This is a genomic window from Actinotalea sp. (assembly GCF_041597215.1).
GTDB lineage: Bacteria > Actinomycetota > Actinomycetes > Actinomycetales > Cellulomonadaceae > Actinotalea.
This window is the reverse complement of the sequence record NZ_JBFHHB010000041.1, coordinates 1-16541: the sequence shown is the minus strand read 5'-3', so window position 1 is coordinate 16541 and position 16541 is coordinate 1. Positions and strand designations below refer to the sequence as shown.

At 71.1% G+C, this 16541-nt stretch carries 25 protein-coding genes; 4 read left to right on the top strand and 21 right to left on the bottom strand.

Features of this window, described 5'->3' with window-relative positions:
- Positions 1 to 20 precede the first annotated feature (20 nt).
- The 11 genes from ABWK99_RS04935 to ABWK99_RS04885 form a co-directional block, all read right to left on the bottom strand.
- The gene (locus ABWK99_RS04935) at positions 21 to 1616 is read right to left on the bottom strand and encodes an HK97 family phage prohead protease (protein WP_372593587.1); all 1596 of its coding nucleotides are present in this window, start codon (positions 1614 to 1616) and stop codon (positions 21 to 23) included.
- Positions 1613 to 1813: a hypothetical protein gene (locus tag ABWK99_RS04930; protein ID WP_372593586.1), complete on the bottom strand. Its 201-nt coding sequence runs from the start codon at positions 1811 to 1813 to the stop codon at positions 1613 to 1615. Before ABWK99_RS04930 ends, ABWK99_RS04935 begins: the two co-directional genes overlap by 4 nt.
- 3 nt (positions 1814 to 1816) lie before the next feature.
- Positions 1817 to 3001 (bottom strand): phage portal protein, encoded by a 1185-nt coding sequence (locus ABWK99_RS04925; protein ID WP_372593585.1) that lies wholly within the window; start codon positions 2999 to 3001, stop codon positions 1817 to 1819.
- Between the two features lie 55 nt (positions 3002 to 3056).
- Positions 3057 to 4508 carry a hypothetical protein gene (locus tag ABWK99_RS04920; RefSeq protein WP_372593584.1) on the bottom strand — a complete coding sequence of 484 codons (1452 nt, stop codon included), beginning with the start codon at positions 4506 to 4508 and terminating at the stop codon, positions 3057 to 3059.
- Positions 4498 to 4869: a hypothetical protein gene (locus ABWK99_RS04915; protein WP_372593583.1), complete on the bottom strand. Its 372-nt coding sequence runs from the start codon at positions 4867 to 4869 to the stop codon at positions 4498 to 4500. Before ABWK99_RS04915 ends, ABWK99_RS04920 begins: the two co-directional genes overlap by 11 nt.
- A 401-nt stretch (positions 4870 to 5270) precedes the next feature.
- Positions 5271 to 5606, bottom strand: a complete 336-nt coding sequence (locus ABWK99_RS04910; RefSeq protein ID WP_372593582.1) for a hypothetical protein — start codon at positions 5604 to 5606, stop codon at positions 5271 to 5273.
- Complete coding sequence (locus ABWK99_RS04905) at positions 5603 to 6058, bottom strand: hypothetical protein (RefSeq protein WP_372593581.1); 456 nt, start codon at positions 6056 to 6058, stop codon at positions 5603 to 5605. The genes ABWK99_RS04910 and ABWK99_RS04905 overlap by 4 nt, the downstream gene beginning before the upstream one ends.
- A complete protein-coding gene (locus ABWK99_RS04900) occupies positions 6055 to 6789 on the bottom strand; it encodes a hypothetical protein (RefSeq protein ID WP_372593580.1) in 735 nt (244 codons plus the stop codon). The genes ABWK99_RS04905 and ABWK99_RS04900 overlap by 4 nt, the downstream gene beginning before the upstream one ends.
- On the bottom strand, positions 6786 to 7019 hold the full coding sequence (locus ABWK99_RS04895) for a hypothetical protein (protein WP_372593579.1): 234 nt from the start codon (positions 7017 to 7019) through the stop codon (positions 6786 to 6788). The genes ABWK99_RS04900 and ABWK99_RS04895 overlap by 4 nt, the downstream gene beginning before the upstream one ends.
- 198 nt (positions 7020 to 7217) lie before the next feature.
- On the bottom strand, positions 7218 to 7718 hold the full coding sequence (locus ABWK99_RS04890) for a hypothetical protein (protein WP_372593578.1): 501 nt from the start codon (positions 7716 to 7718) through the stop codon (positions 7218 to 7220).
- Entirely contained in the window at positions 7715 to 7951 is a 237-nt protein-coding gene (locus tag ABWK99_RS04885; protein WP_372593577.1) for a helix-turn-helix domain-containing protein, read from the bottom strand. Before ABWK99_RS04885 ends, ABWK99_RS04890 begins: the two co-directional genes overlap by 4 nt.
- A 103-nt stretch (positions 7952 to 8054) precedes the next feature.
- On the opposite strand from ABWK99_RS04885, the gene ABWK99_RS04880 reads away from it, so the two are divergent.
- From ABWK99_RS04880 to ABWK99_RS04865, 4 genes are all read left to right on the top strand, one after another.
- On the top strand, positions 8055 to 8399 hold the full coding sequence (locus ABWK99_RS04880; RefSeq protein WP_372593576.1) for a helix-turn-helix domain-containing protein: 345 nt from the start codon (positions 8055 to 8057) through the stop codon (positions 8397 to 8399).
- A complete protein-coding gene (locus tag ABWK99_RS04875) occupies positions 8396 to 8545 on the top strand; it encodes a hypothetical protein (RefSeq protein ID WP_372593575.1) in 150 nt (49 codons plus the stop codon). The genes ABWK99_RS04880 and ABWK99_RS04875 overlap by 4 nt, the downstream gene beginning before the upstream one ends.
- Positions 8542 to 9396 (top strand): hypothetical protein, encoded by an 855-nt coding sequence (locus ABWK99_RS04870; protein ID WP_372593574.1) that lies wholly within the window; start codon positions 8542 to 8544, stop codon positions 9394 to 9396. The genes ABWK99_RS04875 and ABWK99_RS04870 overlap by 4 nt, the downstream gene beginning before the upstream one ends.
- Before the next feature lie 71 nt (positions 9397 to 9467).
- A complete protein-coding gene (locus ABWK99_RS04865) occupies positions 9468 to 10283 on the top strand; it encodes a tyrosine-type recombinase/integrase (RefSeq protein ID WP_372593573.1) in 816 nt (271 codons plus the stop codon).
- Positions 10284 to 10287: 4 nt separating this feature from the next.
- On the opposite strand, the gene ABWK99_RS04860 is transcribed toward ABWK99_RS04865, so the two are convergent.
- The 10 genes from ABWK99_RS04860 to ABWK99_RS04815 all read right to left on the bottom strand — a co-directional run.
- Complete coding sequence (locus ABWK99_RS04860; RefSeq protein ID WP_372593572.1) at positions 10288 to 10527, bottom strand: hypothetical protein; 240 nt, start codon at positions 10525 to 10527, stop codon at positions 10288 to 10290.
- Complete coding sequence (locus ABWK99_RS04855) at positions 10524 to 10766, bottom strand: hypothetical protein (RefSeq protein WP_372593571.1); 243 nt, start codon at positions 10764 to 10766, stop codon at positions 10524 to 10526. Before ABWK99_RS04855 ends, ABWK99_RS04860 begins: the two co-directional genes overlap by 4 nt.
- Positions 10763 to 11425 (bottom strand): hypothetical protein, encoded by a 663-nt coding sequence (locus ABWK99_RS04850; protein ID WP_372593570.1) that lies wholly within the window; start codon positions 11423 to 11425, stop codon positions 10763 to 10765. The genes ABWK99_RS04855 and ABWK99_RS04850 overlap by 4 nt, the downstream gene beginning before the upstream one ends.
- Positions 11422 to 12582, bottom strand: coding sequence for a hypothetical protein (locus ABWK99_RS04845; RefSeq protein ID WP_372593569.1), 1161 nt, complete (start codon positions 12580 to 12582; stop codon positions 11422 to 11424). Before ABWK99_RS04845 ends, ABWK99_RS04850 begins: the two co-directional genes overlap by 4 nt.
- Positions 12579 to 13808, bottom strand: a complete 1230-nt coding sequence (locus ABWK99_RS04840) for a hypothetical protein (protein WP_372593568.1) — start codon at positions 13806 to 13808, stop codon at positions 12579 to 12581. Before ABWK99_RS04840 ends, ABWK99_RS04845 begins: the two co-directional genes overlap by 4 nt.
- Complete coding sequence (locus tag ABWK99_RS04835) at positions 13805 to 14863, bottom strand: hypothetical protein (protein ID WP_372593567.1); 1059 nt, start codon at positions 14861 to 14863, stop codon at positions 13805 to 13807. The genes ABWK99_RS04840 and ABWK99_RS04835 overlap by 4 nt, the downstream gene beginning before the upstream one ends.
- On the bottom strand, positions 14863 to 15384 hold the full coding sequence (locus tag ABWK99_RS04830; RefSeq protein ID WP_372593566.1) for a hypothetical protein: 522 nt from the start codon (positions 15382 to 15384) through the stop codon (positions 14863 to 14865). Before ABWK99_RS04830 ends, ABWK99_RS04835 begins: the two co-directional genes overlap by 1 nt.
- 6 nt (positions 15385 to 15390) lie before the next feature.
- Entirely contained in the window at positions 15391 to 15837 is a 447-nt protein-coding gene (locus ABWK99_RS04825) for a hypothetical protein (RefSeq protein ID WP_372593565.1), read from the bottom strand.
- A 12-nt stretch (positions 15838 to 15849) separates the two neighbouring features.
- On the bottom strand, positions 15850 to 16236 hold the full coding sequence (locus ABWK99_RS04820) for a hypothetical protein (RefSeq protein ID WP_372593564.1): 387 nt from the start codon (positions 16234 to 16236) through the stop codon (positions 15850 to 15852).
- Positions 16233 to 16541, bottom strand: a 309-nt coding sequence (locus tag ABWK99_RS04815) for a hypothetical protein (protein WP_372593563.1), incomplete at its 5' end; no start/stop codon positions are given. The genes ABWK99_RS04820 and ABWK99_RS04815, both read right to left, overlap by 4 nt.

The following is a 16541-nucleotide window of genomic DNA, read 5'->3' as shown; positions in this document are numbered from 1 at the left end:
GTGGCAGTGGCCATGAGGGATCAGGCCGTGATCTCGATCGGGACGATGGCGGCGGGGTTCTCCAGCGCGAGGGCGCTGTAGAAGTAGACGCTGAAGTCCTTGGACAGGTTGACGATGTTGTCGTCCTGGAGCCGGGCGAGCGGGCTGTTGTAGGCCCGGATCGCGAGGCGGTTATAGAACGACGCGCCCGGGGCGGTCTGCTTGGGGTTGAGCCGGACCGGGACCGAGGCCAGGGTCCCGGAGATGGCCTTGACGTCGACGGTCCCGACGGTGTTGTTGCCGGTCCCGTCCACCGTCATCATCGGGCGACCGTCCGTGCCGACGAGCCGGGCGAGGGTCTTGAAGACCGTCTTGTCCGCGGTGATCCCGTCGAGGGACAGGCCCAGGTCGGTGTACTTCTCGGCGGCGTCGATGATGGCGTCCAGCCAGTCGGCGTAGTCGGTGGAGTCGGTCACCGTGACGGTGTTGCCGGCGGTGATCTGGTCGGCGATCGCGGTCGCGTAGAACGCGCGCAGCTGGGTGTTGCGGCGCTTGCCGGCGGCGATGGCCAGGGCGTTGAGCGTGTGGTCGACGATGTTCACGCTGGAGCGCTGCACGGCCTGGAGCGACAGGCGCGAGTACCCGCCGAACGTCTCGACCGCGGCGTTCTTGATCTCGGTGGAGACCTTGCCGAAGGTCAGGTCGTCGCCCTCGGCGGCCTGCTTGCCGACGGCCACGGTGTTGTCCTTGAGCTGCGCGTACTCCACCGACATGCCCTCGGCGGGCAGGACCCCGGTGGAGAACAGGGACGCGAGGACGGCCGCCTCATCGATCAGGCGGGTCAGGTCACCGGCCCACCCGGCACGCGGGGACCCGTCCGCGACCACGGCACCCGCCGGGTTCCAGGCCCGCTGCAGCGTGTCGTTGTACTCACGCTGCGCGGTCTCGTCACCGGCGGCGATGGCCTTGAGGAGCGCACCGGCGGACCGGAACTGCATCTCCGGCTCGGGGGTGTTCTCGCGCTGGGCGAGGAGGGCGACGTTGCGGGTCAGCTCCTCGACGGACTGGCGGACCTCGGTGAGGTCCTCGGTGGTGACCGGTGCGGTCATGGTGTCCTCCTGGGTTGGGGCGGGCTGGGTGTGGCGGACCTGGGTGACGGTGGCACCGTCGTAGGCGGGGAACGGGGTGAGGGAGACCTCACGGACCTGGACCTTGGTCCGGGTGATCGTGACCGAGCCGTCCTCGGCGACCTCCTCGCGGTGCTCCACGGGGCGGAACCCCACGGACAGGCGGGTCACGACCCCGTCACGCAGGAGCGTGTGCGCCTCGCGTCCCTGGGTCGTGTCGGACAGGGTCGCGGTGATCTCCCACCCGGCGTCGGTGTCGCGGTGCGCGGTGACCTTGCCGATGGGGTCGGCGTGCCGCCAGAAGATCAGCGCGTCGTCGGAGTCCTGGACCGCGCCCTTCTCGAACTCCTCGCGGTACATGCCGGCGATCTCGGCGACCGTCCCCCAGGGCACGGCGATACCGGTGAACTCGCGGGAGTCGGTGGCGACCTCGCGGACCTGGAACTCGCGGACCTCCAGGTCCGGGGACAGGACGGGCGAGCCGGTGGGCTGGGCGGTGGGCACGGTCATGCCTCCAGGTCGAGTGCGGCGCGCACTGCGGCGTCCTTGGACTCCAGCAGCTTGCGTAGGGCGGTGGACTTCTCGGGGCCCTCGGGCAGGTGCTTGGCCAGTACGGAGGCCAGGGCGTTGAACCCTCGGGAGGTCTCCCGCAGGGGTCCTGCGGGCAGGTGGTCGAACGCGAAGTAGCGCAGGATCGGGGTGGGCATGGGTCACGCTCCGATGGAAGGTGTGTCAGGTGACACAGGTGTGGGCTTCTCCAGGTCCGGGCGGGGTGCCAGTCCCTCGATCTGGCGGACCTCGGCGACGTCGGTCCACCCGGCACGGAGCGCGATCTCGTGGGCCTCGTAGCGCGTCTTGGTGTCCGAGCGCAGCAGGGCCTCGACGTTGAACCGGGCCTCCTGACCGTTGACGAGCAGGTCGCTGAACGCCTCCTCGATCTCGCGGAGGTAGGCCATGAGCGCGAACCTGACGTACCCGATCCACTCCTGCTCGACGTTCTGGTAGGTCTGGGTGTTGCCCTCGACGGTGGCGAGCATGAGGGAGGCGGGCACGCCGAACAGCCGCGCGATCTGGGTGACGGTGAACTGCTGGGACTCGAGGAACTGTGCGTCCTTCGGGCTCACGAGGATCGACTGGTAGCCGAGCCCGGAGCCGACGACGCGGGTGCGCCCGGCCGGGACCGAGTCCCACATCTCGCGGTACTCGTCGGCCTGCGCCTTGTTCAGGTGCTGGTCGGAGGTCAGGATGCCGGACGGCACTCCACCGTTGGCGAACCACCCGGTCGAGTAGTCGCGCAGGTCGATGGCCCCGCCGAGCTCGACCTGCGCGGCTTGGATCGGGCCCAGCCCGTAGGGCGTGCCGGGGATCCGCAGGAACGCCAGGTGCTTGATCTCCCACGCCTCGAACATGCGGTGCCGGCCGCGGTCGTCGTTGTAGGAGTAGCGGCGCAGGCCGGTGACGGGGTCGTCCCAGATGACCACACCGTTGGGGTTCAGGACCTCGATCGCGACGACGGGCGATGCCGGGTCGGTGGAGTCCTGACGCAGGAGCCGCCAGTAGGAGTTCCCGGTCAGGCCCAGGGACGTGGTGATGTACTCCAGGGTCGCGGACCTGTGCCGATCGACCTCGGGCTTGCGGATCAGGAGCGGGGGGTCCATGCGGGCCCCGCGGCGCTGGACGTCGATCGAGAGCTGCGAGACGGCGACGGCGTGCAGCTGCATCGCGCGGTACACCATCGAGATGGTCAGGGCCTGACCGGGCGAGACGGAGGTGGTCGCCGAGCGGTCGGGCGGGATGACCCCGTCGAGGGCCTCGCGGACCAGCAGCCCGGACGGGAGTAGTCCGATCATCTCGGCCGCTGCCCTCAGTCGTCGTCCCATGGCAGCGGAGATCACGTGCTCACTCGACCTGGTGTCAAGCAACACGCACGCGCCGTCGGCGTGTCGCGGGTCAGACGAACAGCTGCGGGCCGTGCAGGTGGTCAGCGAGCCAGGCGGCGGACTTGGCTGCCACGACCGCGTCGATCGGCCCGAGCGAGTGCCGGCGGGACAGGGACGTCGCGTCCCCGATGGTGCGCTCCACGGCGGCCTCGAGCTGGGTGAGCAGGACCGGTGAGCCGTCGTGGACGAGCCTGGCGGGGGTGGCCTTGGCCTCGGCCTTGAACGCTCCCCACGCGGTCGCGGCGTCGCGGCCGCCGATGACCTCGACGGGGATGCCAGCGCGGGTGAGCCGGTCGGTGACCATGCGGGTCGGGCCTCCGTCGTCGGCCCCGATCGTCGCGCCGGGCTCGGCTCGGTACAGCCCGGCGATGAACTCGGGCAGCCAGTCCGCGCCCTCGTCGGTCTTGACGACCTGGATCATGAGCCGCCCGTCGTTGGTGCGCCACGCGGACCAGACCGATGCCGCGGTGCGGTCAAGGGCGACGTCGTAGGCGTAGGCGACCTGGTCGGGCTGCGGGTCGGGCTGGGGTCCTGCCAGGGTCGCGAACGACGCGACGTCCAGGACCGTCTTGGTGCGCTGCTTGGTCGAGCGGTTCATGAACCCGCGGAGCCAGTCGGCGTGCGAGTTGCGGGACGGCTGGGACTCCTCGGCGAGGGTCTCGCGGGTGATCAGGCCATCGAGGCCGGGGTGGAAGTCCCAGGCGGCGGGGTCGTAGGGGTCGGCGTCGTCGGCGATGGCCCACTCGAAGTAGGCCATGTCGGACAGGGGGTCGTTGATCGACTCGCGGCCTGCCTCGCACAGGGCCTCCCACCACTCGGAGTCGAGGTCCCCGGCGGCGGAGAAGATCCACAGCTGACGGTCCCAGAGGGTCTGCTGCGCGGGGCGGATCGCGCGCATGAGCTGCGCGCCCTCCTCGGCGCTGAACGCCCAGCCCTCATCGACCGAGACGATCGGCGGGGACTCCCCGTGCAGGGCTTCGGGCCCAGGAGCGAACGGGGAGATGAATGACGAGTTGGGGAAATGGCACCGCTCGGAGCCTTTGCCGCGCACAATGCGCGTCCAGGAATTGAACAGCGGCGAGGACTCCAGGTCGCTGACCAGGTCGCTCCAACGCTCGGAGGAGTACTTGCCCATCTGCGCGCACATGAACGCCTTGGTCTGTGGCCGGCTCATGCACCGCTCGACGAACAGCGGGCGCTGCAGGGTGGTCTTGCCGGTCTGGCGTGGCAGGGAGACCACGATCAGGCGGCGGCGGAACAGGAACGGGGACCCGGGTGGGTTCATCTCGGTGCCGACGTCGGCGATGTACTGCTGGTGCGGCAGCAGTGGCTTGCCCATCTCGTCGGCCAGGACCCGGACCTTGCCACCTCGAGTGGGCAGGGTCAGGTCCGGGAGGGTCGCGTACTTCGGCGGGCGGCGCAGCTCGGAGGGGTGCGCGACACGGCGGTACTCAGCCTGCATCGGCCTGCTGCTCGGTCGCGGGCTCGCGCTGCGGGGCGGTCGGGTAGTCCGCGCCGAGCGCCGAGGCGATGCGCTCGAACGTGTCGTTGACGGCCTGCTGCACCGTCGGCAGTGCGTCGGCCGCGTCCAGGACCTTGGAGAACAGCGTGGTCGCGGCGACGGTGACCTTGCCCCCGGCGAACTCCCGATCGAGGGCGCGCGAGCCCGTGCGGATCAGCTGCACCTTGAGTGCGTGGGTGGCGTCCAGGCCGCCGGCACCGCGCAGCGCGGCGATCGTGGTCTCAGCTGCAGCCTCGATGGCGTGGTCATTCTCGGGCTCTGGCAGGCGGAAAAGTGCCGGGTCGGAATCGTGCGTGTTCATTCCTTATCCCTCGGCATTCTCGACCGTTTGGCCGTTTTTTGTGGTGGGTTCGGGGGGAGAGGGAAGCGGCGAGCGGGGTTTCCCGTGCCCCTGCTCAGAGAAACGAGCCCCCGTCTCGGGTGTGCGTCGTGGCCTCCCGCTCGGCCTCGGGCTGGTGCCGTTGCCGCGCGAGGAGTTGCACGCTAGGTGCGCGGGCCGCAGGAGCGCGAGGTGGTCGGCTCCTCCGGCGCTGCGTGGGTCGGTGTGCTCGATGGTGAACGAGCCCCGGTGCGGGAAGCGCAGGGACAGGTCGATGGCCCGGCCGTGCTCGCGGCAGTACGGGCCGTTGAGGTAGCACACCGGGCCGTAGGCAGCGAGCACCACGCGGCGCAGGCGGGCGACCTTGCGCCCACCCCACCCGCTCACCGGTACGCCTCGGGTCGACGCCACTCCCGCTCGACCACGCCAGACAGGCGCAGGCGGGCCACGTCCTCGGACACGCCCCACTCCCGGGCGAGAGCGATCACCGCACGGGTCAGCAGCTCGTGATCCTCCTCGGCCCTGGCCTGCGCCACGAGCTCGACGGGCTTGGGCTTGGCAGGGCTGGGCCGGACGGGGCCGCTGACGGCCTGGAGCCAGGCCGGGGAGAGCGGTCCGCTTGGGCCTGCGAGGCACTCGCCCTGGATCGTGCCGTCGGGCTGGACGTGCTCGGGGCACCAGTCGATCCCGTGGTTGTGGGCCCGTGGCTTGTCGTTCATCGCGGGCCTGCCTGGGTGGCGAGGGTGTGGGCGGCGGTCAGGGCCTGGTCGCGGTCGTGGTGGACGGAGTACAGGACCCCGCCGTGGGCGACGATCCACGGGGCTCCCTCGGGGACGGTGCCGTCGGTGTCGCGCCATCTGGTGGCTCGGAACCTGGGCGGGTCGAGTGCTGCGTCCTGCTGCGCTGCGAGGTCGGTGGTCGTCGTGGCGGGTCGCATGGTCCGCAGGGGTGCCGGTACGTCGTCGGTAAGCACCTGTCGTCCCCGGCGGCTTGAGGCCCAGGACTGTGCGAGGAGGTCGCCAGCGACGGCCAGGGTCTCGCGCAGCTCGGCGTCGTCCTGGGCGTCTCGCCAGGCGTAGAGCGAGACCACCACGTCGTCGAGCAGGCCGATGGCCTCGTCCAGGACGGTCATGGTCTCGGCCAGGGTGGGCACGTCGTCGTAGTCGTTCATCGGTTCGCCTCCAGGTGGTCGCCCGCCTGGCGGGCTCGGTTGTCGATGGGGATCACGTTGGTCGCGTCCCAGGGCGCGGTACCGGGCACCCAGCCGCGTCGGCAGAGCGGGCACCGGGGCTTGCCGTCGCGGGTCGGCTTCAGGCCGTCCTCGATGCCGTGTGGACACTCGGTGTCGGCGTCTCGCGCGTTGGAAGCCTGCGGTAGTTCTGAACGAAGTGAAGAACTACTTTGAGTCTCTTTAGAGACATGCGGCGGTTCACCGTGGCGCGGTCCACCGTGGCGCGGTGAACCGCCGCACGGTGCGACCTGGGAAGATGCACCGTTTCCGCTGGTCACACCGTGCGTGGAATTCCGCCGCACGGTGGAGGAGTTATCCACAGGCAGTCGAGACTCCCCCAGACGCTCCCGCAGACGGGCCTCCGCCTCCTCGGCGGGCATCGCGACCTCGCTCACGAGGACGTCGGTCACGAGCCGCCCACGGGGCCCAGAGCGCCGGATCATGTGCCGGTAGCCAGCGCCGTCGAGCTCGCGCAGCGCCGCGAGGAGCGCCGTCTGCCCGAGCCCGCGGCCCTGCAGGTCGCGGTAGCCCGCTGGGGACCCGTCAGGGCGCGCGAGGAGGACCGTGAGGACCCCGAGCGCCTGGTAGGACAGGCGCTCGTCGTAGACCGTCCGGTTGGGCACGCCGACCATGCCACGGCGCAGGACGAACGTCTTGCCCGCCCCGCTCACGACGCCGTCACCCGCCGGGCACGCTCCCGTGCGTGCCTGACCCGGGCGCCAGCCCGCAGGCACTCGTCACACTGGAACCCCTTGCCGGTGGACCGCCGGCGGCGGCTGGAGGCCGGGTGACCGCACGCCTGCGGCGGGTTCTCCACGCCCTCGCACGCCTCCACCAGACCCAGCGAGAACAGCAGCAGGCGCACGTCCGCCTCATCCCGCGAGTGCTCGACCACCGTCACAGCCGCAGCGTGGGCCATCTGCTCGGACACGTTCGGGGCCGTCGTCAGGTAGGTCCCACGCAGATCACCCACGGCAGGCCACCCACCCCACGAGCAGCAAAGCGGGCAGCGCGAGCGCAACCCCACCCAACAACGTGTTCCCCAGGGCACGAGCACGCGCATAGGCCTCGCGGCGCTCGACCGGCCACCTCGGCCCGCTCACAGGACCGAGTCCTCAGGGTGGATCGGACCCAACACAGACCGCACCACCCGCGTCAGCTCGTCATAGTGCTCACGAGAGATCAGATCCCGCACCAACAACCCAGCGGCGGCCCAAGCGGCGGCCGCAGCGGCGTCCCAAGCGGCGTCCCTGGCGGCGGCCCAAGCGGCGGCCGCAGCGGCGGCCCAAGCGGCGGCCGCAGCGGCGTCCCAAGCGGCGGCCGCAGGGGCGGCCCAAGCGGCGTCCCAAGCGGCGTCCCAAGCGGCGGCCCAAGCGGCGTCCCTGGCGGCGGCCCAAGCGGCGTCCCTGGCGGCGGCCCAAGCGGCGGCCGCAGCGGCGGCCGCAGGGGCGGCCCAAGCGGCGTCCCAAGCGGCGTCCGCGAGTGCGAGGGCCTCCTCCGGGGTCAAGGAATGCAGCACGTCGAGCAGCTCACCCACCTGAACAGCCTGCGGACCCACCATCGCCCTGCGGCGACGCGTCACGAACAGGTCAGCACTCATGCCCCGACCTCCTGCACCTGGCGGGGCTGGAGCAGGTCGGAGACCGGCAGGTCCAGCAGATCGGCGAGACGCTCCAGGTCCGCGAGCGTGAACGGGGTACGACCGGTCAACCGGTCAGATAGGGCCTGCTGAGACATGCCCAGCAAGGGCCCAGCGGTGCGCTGACTGACGCCCCGGCGACGCAGGTGCTCACGCACGGCGTCGGCGATGGCTGCTGTGAGATTCGTTGCCATGCCCGCAGTTGACCGGACTTCTCGGTCAGATCAAAATCGACACGCCGAACGTCACTCACATGGGCTCTCGTGCAACTACCGGCTTTGGCGGTACTGTGCGGGCATGACAACGACAGCAGCAGGATCAGAGTGGGATGACCTGACCGACGTGGTGACGTCGAACGTGCGCGCGGAGATCGCGCGGCGGCGGCTCTCGCAGCGGCGCGCGTGTGTTGGGCTTGGCCTGTCTCAGCAGGCGCTGTCCGACCGGCTCACAGGCCGAGTGCGGCTTACGATCGATGACCTTGCTCGGTTCGCGAGCTTCCTTGGACTCGAACCGAGCGAACTGCTGGTGCGCCATCAGGGACTCGAACCCCGAACCCGCTGGTTTGGAGCCTCCGTGATCGACCTCGCGGCCTGGCGGGCAGCGCGCTCGATCGACTCATCGGCCATGGCGGTGTCGGCATGAGCGTCGAGCTGCTGGAGATGATCTGCCGCGACCTGGCGGCGCTGCACGCGCTCGGCGCGGACGAGTGCTGCGTCGAGGACGGGCAGCGGTGGCCCTGCCACACCGCGACCTACCTGCCCATGCCGTTCCTGCGGAGCGCGTCGTGAGCCGGGCCCGGGCCGCGATGCCGGCACTGGCTGAGGTCGGCGGCGGTGGCCTGTCGGTGGTCGACGTCGTGGGCGACGACGCCCCGGCCGTCCCGCCGGTCCCGGCGGGCATCCTGGACGTGGAGCACGCACGCGCGCTGACGGACCGGATCAGGCTGACGGCCTCCACGATCCGCGAGCGCTGGGAACGGCTCGTGCAGCTCGTGGAGCAGGCCAAGGACGGCGGGGTCGCCCAGACCCTCGGCTATGCGTCCTGGACCGCGTACCTCGCCGACGTGCTCGGCGGGCAGCTGCGCCTTGCCGGGCCCGAGCGTCAGGAGTGGGTCGCGTACCTGACCGGGCAGGGCATGTCCACGCGCGCGATCGCACCGATCGTCGGGGCCTCGCCCAAGACCGTCGCCCGCGACGTCGCGGCGAGCAGGCCCGAGCCTGTGTCAGGTGACACACCTGCCCCGGTCGTGGTCGGGCGCGACGGCAAGGCGTACCCGCGGCCACGGTTGACCGTGGTCGAGCCGCCCACGGCCCAGCAGGGCTCCGTCCTGGACGTGCAGCCGTCCCTGGCCCTGGACTCGCTCGACGCTGCCCCGGAGGGGTTCCCGGCGATGCCCGAGGTCGCGACGTTCCTGGAGCCGGTGATCGGGCGCGCCGAGCAGGTCTACCGGCAGGCCGAGCTGCACGGCCCGGTTGCGGCGCTCGAGGCGGTGCGGGCCAAGGCCGGGGAGTCGTGCGCGTACTGGCTGCGTACCTGGCTGCGCACGGAGGCCCGGCCGGACCTCGAGCGGGCCACGCTGTGGGCCGAGATCGACGCGCGGTGCGACCGGGCCGCGCAGCGCACCGGAAGTCCACGCTGACCAGCGGGTGAGCACCCATGGACGGGACATCGGCGCTCAAGATCGAATCGGTTGAAACCGATGGTGTCACCGTGCCATGGGAAAAGGAGATCAGCGCCTGGGAAACCGCGCTGAGGGCCGCTGGGCGGTCCGCGCAGACGGTCGGGCTGCGGACGTACCACCTGCGCCGTTTGGGCTCGTGGGCGGGCTGTACGGGGCCGTGGGCCCTGACCTTGGACGACCTGCTCACCTGGACCGGGTTGCAGGACTGGCGACCCGAGACGCGACGCTCGGTCCGGGCGTCGCTGCGCGCATTCTGGCGGTGGGGGGTGGCGACCGAGCGCACCACCGTCGACGTCGCTGCGGGGCTCCCGGCCGTGCCGCCGGCAAAGCCCGACCCACGCCCGGCTCCGCCTGAGGCCGTCGTGACGGCCCTGAGTGAGGCGGACGAGCGCGTGTGGTTGATGATCCGTCTCGCGGTCGAGCTCGGGATGCGCCGCGGTGAGGTCGCCCAGGTGCACACCCGCGACCTGAGCCGGGACCTGCTCGGCTGGACGCTGCACGTGCACGGCAAGGGCTCACGCAACCGGGACGTGCCCCTGCCGGACTCCCTCGCGCGGGCGCTGCGCAGACTGCCCGACGGGTGGGCGTTCCCCGGGGCCGATCACGGGCACCTGTCGGCCCGGTGGGTCGGGCGGCTCGTGGGCAGGCTCCTGCCGGTGGGCGTGACGATGCACCAGCTACGGCACCTGTGCGCGACCGAGCTGCACGACGCGACCCACGACCTGCGCGCCATTCAGGAGCTGCTCGGCCACGCATCCGTGGCCACCACCCAGCGGTACGTCGCGGTCAGGCCAGACACGGTGCGTGCCATGGTCGCCGAGCGCTCCGCCCGCTGGGCGGCATGACGGCTCACTTGTCGAGGTGCCGGTCCATCCGGCGCACGAGGTCCTGCACGGCCGTGCCCAGGTAGGTCGTGGCGGTCTCCAGGGCCGTCACCCGGTCGTACATGCTCGAGCCGTGGTTCGGTCGGGTCTGGTGCCCGATCGCGTCTACCTGGCGGCGCGTGCGCCGGTTCTGGACCATGCCCGCGATGGCCACGATCGTCGGTGGTGTCGCTGCGATCAGGGCCACCGTCACGTCGTCGCTCACGACCCCAGGGTCAGGGTCGGCCGGTACGCGGTGCCCAGCCCGGCGTTGAGCAGCCCCAGGGGCCCCAGGACGGCCCCGGCGAGCGCGGCAGCGGTCACCGTGTCCAGGCTCCCCAGGATCACCAGGACGCCGAGGGTGGCGAGCGCGGCCACGTTGACGATCAGGGACCCGACGTAGACGGTGGTGCGCACCTGGGGGCTGAACACCGGGGCGGCGGGGTCGGTGGCGGTGTGGGTCATCGGGTCACCTGCTCGACCAGGCGCGCCACGTCCACGCGCGCATCGATCAACCAGTCACGGGCCTGCGCGGGACCCAAGCCGTCCTTGGCCGGCAGGACCACCGTCCACGGGTCGGGCGTGTCGGTCTTGCGCTGGTTCCGGGCGAGGCGGAACTCGGCGTTGCGCAGCAGCTTGGCGACCTCATCGGCGATCACCACCCGGATCTGGTACAGGTCTGCGGTGGTCAGCGGCATCGGCTTGTCCTTACTCTCGGGGGTCTGGTGCTGGTCGCGGGTCTGGTCGTAGACCCAGTGCCACAGCTCGGCCGCGATGGTGCGGAACCAGCCGTGCGCGTTCATGGTCGGCTCGTCCGCGGTGGCCCACGCGAGCAGGTCCCCGCGCAGGTCGAGCGCCAGCGCCCACCCGTGGTCGGACGTGCCCGGGCGAGCGGCCAGACCGCCGGCGTTGGGCGGGTCGTCCCAATAGCGCTCCTGGCGGGCATAGTCCCGGTAGGAGTCGGCGATGGTGGTCGGGCCCACCGGTAGGTGCGTGAGCAGCGACAGGCGCGTCAGGGACGCCCCGGCAGCCCGGGTCAGGCGCACCGGGCGACCCCACGCATCGGTGCCCAGGGTCACCAGCAGATCGGCGGGCAGCTTGCCGTTGAGGATCGGCACTCTCAACCTCCCATGTTCGCGGACTCGTCGGGGTGGTCCCGCACGGTCAGGGTCGTGATGCCCTGCAAGGGCCGGTGCTCGACCCGGGCAACCAGGGCCCGCTCCATGTTCAGCGGGTCGGACTGGTGGAACAGGCGCACCTGGTCACCCACAAGCTGCCAGTAGCGGCCCACCGTGGTCAGGGTCACCTCCCGACCGCGGGACTTCATCCGGCGCAGCAGGGCCGCGGCCTGCCGGGTGTTGGCCGTGGTGGTCGATTTCACGTCGTTGCGCACCGTGAGGGTCTTGTGCGGGGCGGGGATCGTGAGGTCGCGCGCCGACCCGGTGACCTTGTGATCGACCCCGGCGGTGTCGGTCCACTCACTGACCACCTGGATCGCGTCGGCCCACCCGTCGCGGGAGTTGGTCGCGTCCACGGTCAGGATCAACCCGCCGTCGTAGGTGACCAGCTCGTCGTCCCCGTGGGCGGTTGTCCAGTCGTCGGGTCGGGCCGACCAGTACAGCTCCTGGGTGTCCAGGGACCGCAACCACCCACCGGCCAGCTCGGACAGGTCTTGCGCCTTGGCCCACATGTCGTCGCCGGGCGCGACCGTGACCTCAGCCCCGAGGGTGCTCACCGCGGGGTCGGGGCCATCGGTGAACACCGCGCAGGTCGAGCTGGACGCCCACGCCACCAGGTGGTCGAGCGCGGCGCGCGGGGCGGTACTCGCGGTGTAGGTGTAGCTCGTGTCCCACGGGGAGGCGTCCTGCAGCACGGCCTCAGCGGACGCGAGCTCCAGGGTCATGGTGTCCTGGTCACCCCCGCGCGACAGGCGACGCGAGCGCACCCACAGCCGCCAGGGGAACTCGACCGGGACACCGGTCAGCGGCCACGGCGCGTAGGTGACCCGCACGGTGGCGCGCACCAGGCGGCGCGGGTCCAACCAGGTCAGCACGTCCAGTTCCGGGATGGGCGCGACGATCTGCGCCTGCGTGTGCGGCGACCAGCCCTCATCCATCACGATGGTGGCGTCGAGGATCTCGGGCAGGACGTAGGTGCCCCCGACCCCATCGACCCGGTCCAGGCTCACGGTCACGACGTGGTCGAGCCCCCCGGCGGCCACCGCAGCGGCCAGACCCCGTGAGTGCCAGTCGGTGTGCGCGGTCCACCCGTAGTCGGTCATGCGGTCACCTGCTGGTAGTCCACGGCCACGGTCCACACCACGGGGTGCTCCGGGTTGCCGGTCTTGTGCTCGACCTCGGTCGCGGTGCCCGTGGGCCAGTGGGTCAGGTGCTCGTCTCCCATGCGCAGGGTGGCGACCCACGGGGTGGAGTACCGGTAGGTGTTCGCGTACACGTCGAGCACCGCGTCCCGGTCCTCGCGGGTCGGGCACAGGTAGGTGATCGTGCCGGCGGCGCGGCGCGGCGGGCGGGGGATCACCACCGGCTCGGCGGCGTTCAGCGGCCACAGGACCACCGTCCCGGACTCCTGCTCGCGGGTCAGGTCCAGCACCGGCGGCAGGGGACCGGCGACCACGTCCCGCGCCGAGAGCCACCAGCCCGACACGTTGAGCGCGGTGGTCGCCGCCGCGCTCGTGCCGGTCAGGGCATAGGTGATCGGGCCGGTCAGCGACGGGCTCGTGTCAAGGATCGACGCCGACCCGTTCAACGGCCAGGTGCTCCCCAGCAGCTGGACCTCGTGCGTGCCCTGAGCATCGGTGCGGGTCAGCCCGGTGGCCTTGTACTGGTAGTCCCCGTCGAAGTAGGGGCCCGCCGTGGCGGACTTCTCGAACAGCAGCCCGCACACGTCCAGGTCCTCGCCGGGGTCCCACGACCCCGTACCGGTCAGCGCCACCGACTCGATCACCACGCGCGCGTAGGCCGCGCCGGCGGGGGCCACCGCTGCGTTGATCGGCGGCAGGGTCAGCGACCAGTCCGACGCCGAGACGTACTGCTCGGTGCCGGAGACGTTGCTGATCGATGCCTGCGAGCTGTTCAACCAGTTGATCCGTAGGCGCAGATAGTGGGTCTGGTTCAAGGGACGCACCGCGGCCACCGCAGCCGAGTAGGTCTGTCCCGGGGTGATCCCTGGGACCACGTACACCAGGCCACCGGTGCCGGTGCTGGAGGTGGTCCACCGGGCACGGGCGAAGGTGGGGTGCGGTAGGAACGTGGCCGACGAGTCGGCCCGCTCCACGGTGAACGCTCCACCGTTGGTGAACCCGGACCACCCGTCCACGTTGTTGATCGCGCAGGGGTTGGCACACAGGTTCGTCCGGGTCGCACCCGACAGCTGGGCCGACGACTGGGAGGAACCGGGCTGACCCAGCCACGAGTAGAACGGGTGGTTGATCTGGACGCTGACCGATGCGGTGTCCAGCTGGGGGGTCAACGTCAGAGAGCTGCTCACTGGACCACCGATCCGATCCGGCCCGACACGGTGACGGTGGGCCTGAAGTTACGTAGCTGCCGCTCGATCTGGGCCAGGTCGGCGGTGACCGTCACGGTCTTGGACGCGGGCAGCTCCTCGATCGTGCGGCCCAGCCCGTCGAACTTCCCGCGCAGGTCGGTGATCGCGCCCTGCGTCTCGCGGGTCGTGGAGTTGGTCGCGTTCAGGTAGCGGGCCTGCGCCTCTTGCGCCGAGACGAACGTCGACTCGTTCTGCTCCAGGGCGTCGCGCAAACGGCCCAGGTCCCCGAGCTGCTCGATGGCCGCATCGGCGACCACCGCGTTGGACGACGTGGCCTTGTCGCCCACCTCGGCGTACCGGTCCACCACCGTCTGCAGGGCGGCGGCGCGCGCGTCCTGGTCCCCGGCGAACGCTCTCGCGAGCTGTGCCTCACTGATCCCGGTGGAGGAGGCCAGGGCCTGCAGGTCGGCCATCTTGATGGTGGCGTCCTCCGCGCCGGTGTAGATCTTCTGCAGCTCGGTGGAGATGTACCCCTCGGTCAAGAACGTCTTGCCGGACTCGATCAGGTCCTCGGTCATGCTGGTGATCTGCTCGCGGACCCGCTCACCCTCACCCTGCAGGGTCGCGTAGATCGCGCCGATGCCGGCAGCGGCCACACCCGCGGCAAGGCCGATCCCCGGGATGCTGCCCGCCAGCCCGCCCAGGGTGCCCTGGACCAGATCGATCGCGGAGTCCATGTCCCCGGAAAAGCTGCTGGCGACCTCGGAGAAGTTGGCCCCCGCCTCCTGCTTGAACTCGTCGGTCGCCTGCTCGGCGCGGCGGGTGCCCTTGCGGGTCTCGTCGCCGAGGGCGTCGCCCGCGGTCTTGGCCTTGCGCTTGACGTCGTCCAGCGCCTGGGTGAGGTCCCGGTCGATGACCCGGTCTGCGTCGCGGGCAGCGTCCTCGGCCTTGCCGAGCCCGTCGGACAGGTCCTCGAGTGAGTCGGCGGTGCGGTCGAGTCCGCGCTCGGCGTCCTGGGTTTTGGCGTCGATCTCGATCTCGATCGGGCGGCCCATCAGTGTCCCTCCATGGCGTCGTAGATGCGCTTGTTGATCCCGGTGACCCAGACCCCGATCAGGCGCGGGATGGTCTTGGACACGGCCGGGTACACGACCCAGCCGGATCGCTTGGCCGTGGGCAGCTGCGCGGCCGCGCGGCGGGTGACCGTGTGCTGCTTGCCGAGGGTTGAGGTCCGCGCGTACCGGGTGAAGTTGGCGCGGCGGTGGGTGCCGAACTCGAAGGGGCGCGCGAGGTCGGAGACCACTCCCCCGCCGGTCGTGGTGCGGTTCGATGCCCCGGCGACCAGCCGCAGGGGCAGCCCCGCCTTGACCCGAGATCCCGTGCGGAATGCCTGCTGCTGCTCGACGCGTCGGGCACGGCTCGCACTGGTGGTCATCTCCCCGGTCCAGATCGGTCCGATCTGCGCGCGCTGTGCTCGGCGCAGCTCGTTCTTGAGGTCCTTGGGCAGGGACCGGAACGCCCGCTGAGCCGAGCGCACGCGCGCCCGGTCAGCGGGGTCCACGGTCAGCGGTGCCACGGGGGATCAGACCGCCGGGACCAGGGTGGGCTTGGCCGTCAGGCCCAGGGTCACGTTGAACGGGGCGACGGCGTTGACCTGCCCGCCGATCGCACCGGGCGTGATGATGACCTTCCCGGTGAAGGAGGGCCCGCTGCCGGCACGAGGGCGCAGCAGGTAGGGGCGGGTGTCGCCCTCGTTGTCGAACAGGAACCGGCACAGGCTCACGTCGGAGGACCAGTCCTGCGCACCGGCCAGGGTCGCGGTCCACGTGGCTGTGCTGACGTCGGAGTGGGTGTTGGCGCCGAGCCCGGTCCAGTTCACGGTGGAGGAGGTCGGGGTCAGGGTGACGGTGTCCACGTGCTTGCGGAAGTCGTTGTCGGTGTCGGCGACGGCGACGGCGTCGGCGGCCCCGAGGATGAGCTCGACGTCCTTGAGGACCAGGGGGCTGATCGGTGCGATCGGGGAGGGCATGGCGGACTCCTGTCAGTCGGTGGTGAGGTAGGTCGGGGCGGTCACGTCGAGGCGGGCAGCGAGGTACACGGCCTCACCGACCTGGAGGTTCAGGGGTGCGCTGACCTGCTGAACGGTCCAGTCGTGCGGACCGGCGAGCGCGTCCAGTGCGTCCTCGACCATGTCGGTCAGGGCCTGCTCCTGGTCGGGGTTCGCTCCTGGGCGCACCGTGAGGGTGACCTGGTAGCGCATCAGGCCGAACCGGTTCGGCTGGTCCGCGGTGGTCACCCACGGGTCTGCCTGCTCCAGCACGACGGCCGGTGGGGTGAGGCGTGAGGGCATGACCGCGTGGACCGTGCCGAGCCCGGCCAGGGCGGCGGCCAGGGCGTCCCGGGTCGCGGAGAGTCGTCCGCTGCTCACGAGATCCCCGCCTCGAGGAACCGGTCCAGGATCGGGTAGACCGCGATGAGGGGGTCACGTGCGACGCGCTGCGGGGTGGCCTCCAGGTCCCCGTAGACCGCTGCCCCGTTGGGCGAGACCTCCAGGGCGTGCAGACGGTCCGCGGCGTCCAGGGTGCAGCGGGTCATCATGGCGGGCTGGGCGGCGAGCAGCTCGGCGGCGCGCGCACCGGCGTACTGCTGCACGAGCGCATCGGCCTGGTCGTACAGCAGACCGAGCTCGTCGTCGGAGATCGACCCCTGCCCCGTGCCCGACGCGAGTCGGGC

What these genes read in the sequence shown, in the direction of transcription:
- ABWK99_RS04920 (WP_372593584.1), bottom strand. Translation starts at nt 4,508, where the DNA reads ATGCAGGCTGAGTACCGCCGTGTCGCGCACCCCTCCGAGCTGCGCCGC.
- ABWK99_RS04910 (WP_372593582.1), bottom strand. Translation starts at nt 5,606, where the DNA reads ATGAACGACAAGCCACGGGCCCACAACCACGGGATCGACTGGTGCCCC.
- ABWK99_RS04875 (WP_372593575.1), top strand. Translation starts at nt 8,396, where the DNA reads ATGAGCGTCGAGCTGCTGGAGATGATCTGCCGCGACCTGGCGGCGCTG.
- ABWK99_RS04825 (WP_372593565.1), bottom strand. Translation starts at nt 15,837, where the DNA reads ATGCCCTCCCCGATCGCACCGATCAGCCCCCTGGTCCTCAAGGACGTC.
- ABWK99_RS04905 (WP_372593581.1), bottom strand. Translation starts at nt 6,058, where the DNA reads ATGAACGACTACGACGACGTGCCCACCCTGGCCGAGACCATGACCGTC.
- ABWK99_RS04855 (WP_372593571.1), bottom strand. Translation starts at nt 10,766, where the DNA reads ATGACCCACACCGCCACCGACCCCGCCGCCCCGGTGTTCAGCCCCCAG.
- ABWK99_RS04880 (WP_372593576.1), top strand. Translation starts at nt 8,055, where the DNA reads ATGACAACGACAGCAGCAGGATCAGAGTGGGATGACCTGACCGACGTG.
- ABWK99_RS04890 (WP_372593578.1), bottom strand. Translation starts at nt 7,718, where the DNA reads ATGAGTGCTGACCTGTTCGTGACGCGTCGCCGCAGGGCGATGGTGGGT.
- ABWK99_RS04915 (WP_372593583.1), bottom strand. Translation starts at nt 4,869, where the DNA reads ATGAACACGCACGATTCCGACCCGGCACTTTTCCGCCTGCCAGAGCCC.
- ABWK99_RS04935 (WP_372593587.1), bottom strand. Translation starts at nt 1,616, where the DNA reads ATGACCGTGCCCACCGCCCAGCCCACCGGCTCGCCCGTCCTGTCCCCG.
- ABWK99_RS04930 (WP_372593586.1), bottom strand. Translation starts at nt 1,813, where the DNA reads ATGCCCACCCCGATCCTGCGCTACTTCGCGTTCGACCACCTGCCCGCA.
- ABWK99_RS04835 (WP_372593567.1), bottom strand. Translation starts at nt 14,863, where the DNA reads ATGGGCCGCCCGATCGAGATCGAGATCGACGCCAAAACCCAGGACGCC.
- ABWK99_RS04845 (WP_372593569.1), bottom strand. Translation starts at nt 12,582, where the DNA reads ATGACCGACTACGGGTGGACCGCGCACACCGACTGGCACTCACGGGGT.
- ABWK99_RS04885 (WP_372593577.1), bottom strand. Translation starts at nt 7,951, where the DNA reads ATGGCAACGAATCTCACAGCAGCCATCGCCGACGCCGTGCGTGAGCAC.